The sequence below is a fragment of the Pseudomonas sp. PS01298 genome, assembly GCF_029959745.1.
Taxonomy (GTDB): Bacteria; Pseudomonadota; Gammaproteobacteria; order Pseudomonadales; family Pseudomonadaceae; genus Aquipseudomonas; species Aquipseudomonas aylmerensis.
In genome coordinates this window covers 91825-100048 of sequence record NZ_JASCPP010000011.1, presented here as the reverse complement: position 1 = coordinate 100048, position 8224 = coordinate 91825, and the positions used below count along the sequence as shown (strand labels likewise).

General features: G+C 64.7%; 3 protein-coding genes. All 3 read right to left on the bottom strand.

The window, feature by feature from the left end; all coding sequences use genetic code 11:
• Positions 1-445 precede the first annotated feature (445 nt).
• Genes QMX97_RS07360 through QMX97_RS07350 form a run of 3 tightly spaced genes read right to left on the bottom strand, consistent with a single transcriptional unit; the run spans position 446 to position 8212 of the window.
• Positions 446-2278 carry a peptide transporter gene (locus QMX97_RS07360; protein WP_282396628.1) on the bottom strand — a complete coding sequence of 611 codons (1833 nt, stop codon included), beginning with the start codon at positions 2276-2278 and terminating at the stop codon, positions 446-448.
• Positions 2275-5172 carry a filamentous hemagglutinin N-terminal domain-containing protein gene (locus QMX97_RS07355; protein WP_282396627.1) on the bottom strand — a complete coding sequence of 966 codons (2898 nt, stop codon included), beginning with the start codon at positions 5170-5172 and terminating at the stop codon, positions 2275-2277. Before QMX97_RS07355 ends, QMX97_RS07360 begins: the two co-directional genes overlap by 4 nt.
• A gap of 10 nt (positions 5173-5182) precedes the next feature.
• Positions 5183-8212, bottom strand: a complete 3030-nt coding sequence (locus QMX97_RS07350) for a porin (protein WP_282396626.1) — start codon at positions 8210-8212, stop codon at positions 5183-5185.
• Positions 8213-8224: the final 12 nt, after the last annotated feature.

The following is an 8224-nucleotide window of genomic DNA, read 5'->3' as shown; positions in this document are numbered from 1 at the left end:
GGCTTGCCCCGCGTTGGGCTGCGCAGCAGCCCCAATAAGACCGCTGCGGTCTTTCAGGTAGATCCGGTACTCAGGTTTTAGGGGGGCTTCGCCCCCCAACGCGGGGCAAGCCCGCTCACCACAAAAAAGCCCGCTTGCCACAATAAGCTCGGCCTCATCCCGCGATTCAGCCCAGTTCTGCCAACCACGCCTCACTCAACCCATGAGGCTCGCCCTCGAACAAAATTTCCCACGGCCTGCGTGCTTGTTTATGGCAGCAGCAATTTTTTGTGGCGAGCGGGCTTGCCCCGCGTTGGGCTGCGCAGCAGCCCCAATAAGACCGCTGCGGTCTCTCAGGTAGATCCGGTACTCAGGTTTTAGGGGGGCTTCGCCCCCCAACGCGGGGCAAGCCCGCTCACCACAAAAAAGCCCGCTTGCCACAATAGGCTCGGCCTCATACCGCGATTCAGCCCAGTTCTGCCAACAACGCCTCACTCAACGCATGAGGCTCGCCCTTGAACAGAATCTCCAGCGGCGCGCTGGTGTCCAGGTGCCGATACAGCGCGCTGCGCTCGGCGAAGTCGCCTGCCAGGCGCACAGCGGCCGCTATGTACTCTTCATGGGTCTGTGCGATGCACCACGGCGCAAGGCCGACTCGGCGAAACAGCCCTTCGTCGATATGCTCGAACACTTGCGGGCCGGTCTTGCAGACGCCCGGCAGGCCGACGGTCAGCGCGTCGATGATGCCGTTGGTGTTACCAAACGGAAATGGGCTAAGGAACAGGTCGCAGCGGTTCAACGTGGCCATGTAATCGGCATAGGGCTGATGCGGGTACACCGTGGCATCGCCGACATATCGCTCGATCAGCCGCACCAGTTGCGGGAACAGCAGCCCTTGCGCCTGCCCCACCAGGAAGTGAAAACGCACGCGCTTGCCGCAGGTGTGCAACGTGCGCACGGCAATCGCCTCGCACGCGCGCAGGAAGGTCGGGTTGAGTTTCATGGTGGTGGCGGCGATGGCGACGTTGACCCACGGCGCATCCTCGCGCGGCAGCCGTGGCAACTGCACCGGAATTGCCGAGGGCCGATACGGCTGCCCGTTCGCCGGCAGTTGCAGCAGGCGTTCGGTAAAGCACGCGGGGTCGCCGACAAAATCCGCTTCGACGCTGATCAGGTCGATATGCCGCGACGCCGTGGTCGCCGGGTGCCCGAGGGCGGCCACCTGCAGCGGCGCGAAGCGCAGGTTGCTGGCGAACAGGGTGATCTGGAACATGCCGACACTGGGCATGTAGAACACCTCGGGCCGGCGTGCACCAGCGATGGCCGAGATCTGCCGCAGGCAGGCAAACAGGTCATCCGGCTCCGACAGCTCGATAAACTCATCGAACACTGCCCGTCCGAGCTCGTCCACGTTCGCCGCATACCCCAGCGCCACCACGTGGAAATCCCGCCGCGCCGCCTGCAACGTCAGCGAGTGCGTGCGGTAGATCGAATGCCCGCCGGAGAACCATTCGAGCAGCACCAGCATCAGCGGTTTGTCACGCACCGGCGCGGCAGCCGGGGGCACGCTGGTGATGCCCACGCTGGCGAGCTTGCGTTCGATCAACGTATTGATCGAGGCCTTGATGCGATGGCGCTCGGGCAAGTCGGCGTAGCTGCAGTGCATGTACACGTCGTGCAGTACGTTGAGCGGCAGCGTGTCCAGGCTGTCCAGTTGCTCCAGGCGCCCCGGCAGCCAGGTCAGCAAGGCCTCGCGCTTGGAGTGCGCGGCCGGGGTGCCGAGAAAGCGCGGCGACAGCAGCGCCATGCACAGCGCCGCCGCCAGCGTCGGGTTCTGCGCCCACAGCAGGTCCACGTCCAGCGGCAACTGGGATTCCGGCGAATACAACAGGCAGAACTTCACCAGGTCCTGCTCGGCCAGGCGGTAGTCACCATCGTCGGGCCCCAGCAGGTTCAGCGCGCGCAGGATGTGATCCGCATTGATAAAGGCACTCGCGGCAAACAGCGAGGACAGCCAGCGCTGCAGGTTGATCAACTGGCCAAAGCCCCCCGGGCTGAGGCTGAAACCGGGGTCGGAAAACAGTGCGGTGATCGCGCAGGTAATGCGCGTCAGCACGTGACTTTCCAGCTCGCCAGGACTGATTCCCGGCGACACACTGAGGGAAAACTGCTCGGACAATTTGCCGTAGTTGCGGTCGATCAGTTGCAGCAAACGCACCAGTTCACGCGCGCCGCCTTCATGGTCGCGGGTGTAGCACAGGTATTCGAAGCCCTCCAGGGAGAACAGCGGCTCGGTCATAGCGGTCGCTCCACGTCGATCTGCACCTCATCGGCGTCCCGGCTGCGAGCGGTGAGCGGCTGGCTCCAGGCGCCGCCGACCATCTGGCTCTGATGGTATTGGCGCGTCGGTTCGGTACGGGTCTCCAGCAGGTTGTTGTGGATCAAGCCGCCGCGACTGATCAGCACCGCGCCGTTGCCGGTGGCGGTGATCGACGCGGTGCCGTTGCCTTGGTTGAGGTAGTTGCCTGACGGCGTATCGAGGTCCAGGCGCAGGGTGCCGTCCACCACTTGCAGGGTGTTGGTGCCGTTGTCGAAGCTCAAGGCGGCGCCACTGGCACTGCGCGCGGTGACGGTAAGGTTGCCGCTGCCGCCGGTCATCACGTTGTTGAAGCCGCGCGCGTTAGTGGCGTTGAACGACAGCCCCGGCCCCGACCCTTGTGCGGTGCCTTGCAGGCGAATATCGCCGCTGCTGGAAAGCACATTGACGCCATTGCCCGCACCCGAGGCGCCGCTGCGAATGCTCAGGCCCGGTGCGCTGGAGGCCGGTCCCGAGTTGCCGTTCAAGGTCAGGTCGCCGTCCTGGGTGATCAGGTTGATCACCGAGCCGGTTCCGGTGGAGTTGACCACCGTGCCGGAGTCACCGGCACTGCGGCCCTCGATGAAGATATCGCCGCCCGCGCCCGCGTTCAGCGTCACTACGCCGGTGGTCGAAGCCGCGAGGAACACACCTCGGCCCGAATCCGCCGCGCCCTGCACCGTCAAGGTGCCGCTGCCGACGCTCAGGGTTTGCGTCGACGTTGTCGCCGTCGAGCACACCAGCACGCCGCTGCCCGACACGGCGCTGCCACGCAAGGTGAGGTTGCCACTGCCGGTGGTGGCGATGGTGTTGCTGGTGCTGAAGATGCGCGTGCCATTGCCGCTGCCGAGGTTGCTGCTGTCGATGTTGATGTTGCCGACACCCGAGGTCTGGAGTGTGCTGCCGCCAGTGAGCACGAAGGCATCGCCGGTGCCGGTGGTGCTGGCCTGCAGCGCAGTGATACTGATATTGCCGCCACCGGCATCCAGGGTGCTGCGGCTGATATTGATCGCGGTCGCCGTGGAGCCTGCGGCCAGGCTCGACGAGGTGGCGCCGCGCAAGGTGATGTCGCCGCCGCTGGTGCTGATGCGCGTACCGTTGGTCAAGGAAATACCCACGCCATTGCTGACGTTGGTGCTGGCCCAGGACGTCGCCGGGTCGACCGCGCCACTGATGGTGAGGTTGCCGCCGTTGGTGCTGATGCTCGCGTTGCTCAAGGCCACCGAGCCGTTGCCGCTGTTGTTGAAGTTGGACACCAGCGACACATTCAGGGTCTTGCCGGTGCCATTGCTGATGCTGGTGTTGGTCATCACGATATTGCGGTGGGCCTGCAGGGTCAGGGTCGCGTTGCCCACGCCCTTGACGTTGGACAGCACGTTGATGTCCCCCGAGGTGCCGGCGCCCGATGAGGTGGTCACCAGGATATTCGCGCCCTCGGACAACGACGCATTGAGCGTTGCCGAACTCAGGTTGGAACTGGCGCCGGCATTCGGCGTGAACGGGGAGCTGGACGACGTGCCGCTGCTGGCGCCGCTGGTGATGTTGATGTTGAACGGGTCGATCAGCCACGTACCGCCCTGCCCCGACACCGCACTCAGGTCGACGATGCCGGCGATGTCCAGCGCGTGCCCGGAGGTTTCCACCAGCCCGCCACGGCCCTGGCGGCCGGCGCCGCGCACGCTGATGTCGCCGTAAAATTGAGTGTTGTCCTTGGACCACAGGATGACTTTGCCACCGTCGCCGCTGCTCAAGGCATTCGCACTGATGCGCGCGTCACTGCCCATGAAGGTGCTGTCGGCCTGGTGCAGGTTGCCGCTACCCTGGTAATCACCGCCCATCAACACCGTGCCGCCGCCGAGGTCGCCGTCGGCATCGATGCGGCCGCTGTCGAACAGGCCGACATACTGCCCGGTCATGGTCACGTTGCCGCCGCGTTCACCCACCTGCTTGCCCGAGACATCGAGCACGCCGCCGTTGACCACCACGCCACTGTCGCCGCCATCGAGGATGATCCTGCCGTTGCGCTGTTGCAGGCTGCGCGCCTCGATCACGCCCTGGTTGTTCACCACATTGCTGAGCATGGCCTGGGAGTCGCGGGCGGTCATGGTCACCGCACCGCCGTTGGCGCTGAGCAGACCGCGATTGATCACGCTGGCGCCGATGGCCGGGTCGTTGACCTCGACATTAATCAAGCCGTCGCCGGTGAAATCCAGGGTGATTTTTTCACCGCCGCCGAGCACCACCGAACCCAGCCGCGCAACCACCGTGCCTTCGTTGCGCACCTGGCTGCCGAGCAGCGCCACGCTGCCGCCGTCCCGCGCGCGGATAGTGCCCTGGTTGACCACTGCACCGCCGCCCTGGCCGGCAAACACCTGCTTGCCGGCCATGAAATCGCTGTTGGAAATATTCAGCGAACTGGCGACCAGCCCACCGACATCCACCATGGAGCCAGCGCCAAACAGCACGCCCTGGGGGTTGATCAAGAACACCTGGCCGTTGGCATTCAGGTGGCCGAGGATCTGCGAGCCGTCGCTGCCGGTCACCCGGTTGAGCGCCACTGACGACGCGCCAGGCTGGAGGAAATTGACCTGGGCGTTCTTGCCGATATTGAACGTGTCCCACGTGGCGATCAGGCGGTCGCTGCCCTGGTTAACCGTAAGGACATTGCCGTTGCTGGTGATGGTGCCGCTGCCCGCGACCACCTGGCCGTTGGTGGGCAAGGCATTGTTGTCCAGGGCCAGCGCAGGCATCGGCACCAGGCCGTACAAGGCGCAGAGCACGGCAAAACTCAGGGGCTTGAGTACAGGCAGTGCGGTGTGACGGTGTTGTTTGCTCATGGCCTGCTCCTCAGAACGAATAGTTGATGCCAGTGCCGATGGCGCTGATGGTGGTGCCCACGCCCGGCGAGTAACCGCTGGCCGCGTAGACCCCGGTCAAGGCGAAGTTGTAGTTGGCCAGGGAGTTGTTTTTCAGCAGCACGTACTGGCTGAACACATCGATGTTCTTGGTCAGCTTGTAGTTGGCGCCGATGGCGTACTGGGTGGCGCCCATGCCATGGGTGTCGCAGTCGACGGCGGTGGCGCGGATCATTTCGCATTTGCCGGCCAGCGCCTTGCCGTAGCTGGCCTTCAGGCGCCAGGCGCCGATCTTGTGCGACACGCCGAGCAGGTAGGCACGGCGCCGGTACTCGGAGAGATCGCTGGAGGTGGTGCTGTTATTGATCACGCCGTCTTCGGAGTACGACAGGTCATCGGCAATCGCCGACACCGTGGTGTTGCCGAAGGTATAGGCCAGGCCGTAGCGGAAGCTGAAGTCATCCGAGGAGGTACCGTCGGTGACATGCGTGCTGCTGCCCACGCCCCGCGCGTTGCGGGCCAGGTTGGTGATGCCGAAGTAGTTGATGTGCCGTTCGGCCGCCACCACGGCGGTGAAACCCCGGTAGTTCCAGACCAGGCTGCTGCCGTAGATGTAGCCCTTGTCGACGTCGCTGGCAGCGCTCATGCCGTTGTTCGAGTAGGCCAGCTTGAGCTGCAGGCCGTTCCACTCCGGTGTCCAGTACTGCACCACGCCGGCCTGGCGCCGGTTGAACGCAGCGTCGCCATTCACCGAGGTGTCGTTGTAGCTTTGCGGGCCGTTGACGTTGGTGGACAAGCCGGCGCTGAAGCCCGGCGAGCCGATGATGTTGAAGTACGCGGCGCTGGTCTTGCCGTTGAACGGATCGAGGCTGGTGGTGGCTTCTTTCATCGGCATGTCCCACACGCCGTAGAGCAAGGTGCCGTAGTCGCCGTTATTGAAGGCCGCGCCGGTGTTGCGCAACTTGGTGCTGGGGGACGCGGATTTCACCACCGAGTCATCGTTGCTCTCGGTGTAGTTCATCGAGATGCCGTATTCGAGCTGCCACAGCAGCTTCCAGTCTTCGCTCAGGCCATAGCCGCCGTGCACACCGATGGCCGACACGTTGTCGCGGGCGCGCCAGAAGCTCGCCATGTTGCGCCCGTTGGGCGTAGCCAGGCGGCTTTGGTCGTTCGGCCCGGCCGAGGTCGCGCCACGCCGGTCGACGTATTCGGGGACAATGCCGATGCTGCCGTAGAACACCGTGTCGGTCTCGGCCACCTCGAAGTCTTCGCCCTTGGAGCCGATGTCGCTGGCCAAGCCGGCAAACGCCTGCGGCGAACCGGAGATCGAGAACCACAGGCGCTTGGCCGCGCGGTCGTCGCTGGTGGGGTCTTCACCCGGCGAAAACGCCAGGCTGGCGTTCATCACCAGGTCGCGGTGATAGAGGTTCAGGCCCACGCCATAGCCGTAGCGCGTGAGGGTATTTTCGCTGTTGTCCCACGGGTTCTTGTTGACCGTGACCTTGCCCGCATCGGCAAACAGCGTGCCCTCGGCAATCGCCCCGGACACACGCCCCAGGTACTTGCGCAGCTCCAGGCGGCCCAGCAGCCCTTCGTCGCCCGCCACTTCTCCGACCGGATACGCGCGCACGCCGTTGGGGCCACCGAGGCTGAGTTTTTCCGAAGAATCGAGGTTCTTGTCGGCCCACTGGCCGGTCAACGAACCGAACAGCGAGTAGCCGTTGCCCAGGTACTGCAGGCGGCTGAAATTCGCATTGGCCTTCTTGTAGCGTCCGGCAGCATTGGCGGTGAGCGCATCCAGCGCGGCGTCGGCAGGGGTGTTTTTATCCAGGTCGCCAATGCCATACGCCAGGCTCCAGGCATTGTTGCCCTGCCAGTCATCGCGCCAGTTGCCGTACAGCGTGGCACTGCGAAACACCGCAGATTTGTTCACGGTAAAACCGCCGGCCGAGTCTTCGAAACGCCGGTGATCCTCGGCCAGGTTGAAGCTGATGTTGCTGTCGCGCGAGCGCAGCAGCGCGCTGTTGATAAACACCGAGGACACCTCGGCGGTGCCGTCCGCATCCAGGCCCTTGAGGTTCTTGCCGATGCTGTATTCCAGCTCGGCGTAGTTGGCGCCCACCGAAATCCCGGTGGCACCGAGCGGCTGCTGGTAGCCGACGCCCTTGATGTCCAGGCCTTCGAAGGAGTTCTGCGAGGTGACGGTAAAACTGTCGCCAATCCCCAGTGCATCGTTGAGGCTGACGCTCGACGTGAGGCGGTTGGTGCCGGTGTAGTAGTTGCCGTAGTTGTCGATGGCGGCGCGGGCGGTCCAGGCGGTCATTTCGCTGAGCTTGAGCACGATGTCGGCCGCACCCGGCTGTTGCGAGGGACGCAGGATGGCGTGCACCGACACTCCGGTGATGTCGGACAGGCGCAGCAGCACGCGCTCCAGGTCCTGCTCGCGGATGATCGTGCCGGTCGGCAATGCGTTGACGAACTGCTGCTGCACACCGGGGCGCAGGCGCACATTCGCGTCCGGCAAGGCGCTGACCTGGCCGATCACTCCTTCGGAAACGCCCACGATGACCTGGCCGTCCTGGATGTCCTGGGCCGGCAGATACGCCCGCGCCACCAGGTAACCCCGCGCCCGATACAGCGCGGTGACTTGCGCCGCGGCTTCGCGCAGGCCGTCGAGGCCGAGGGTCTTGCCCACATAGGGTTGCAGCACGGCCTGCAACTGGGCATCGCTGAGTTCGCGATTGCCGTTCACCACGAAGCGCTTGACCTGCAGCTGCAAGGTCGAGGCGCTGGCAGTGGGCGCCGGCTCATCGCGCTGGCTTTCGATGTGTACACTACCGGGCGCTGCCGGCTGCGCGTTGTCCGTGGGACGCAGCACCGAGCGGCTGTTATCGAACAGGGTGCCGGACGATGGCAGCGTATCGGCCTGGGCATGGGCAGCGATCAGGGCAGCGGCCAGCAGCGACAACGCGCCAGGCCCCCAGGCGCGGGGCGCCCGGGTATACGGGAGAGGTTGGCTCATACAATGCTCTTA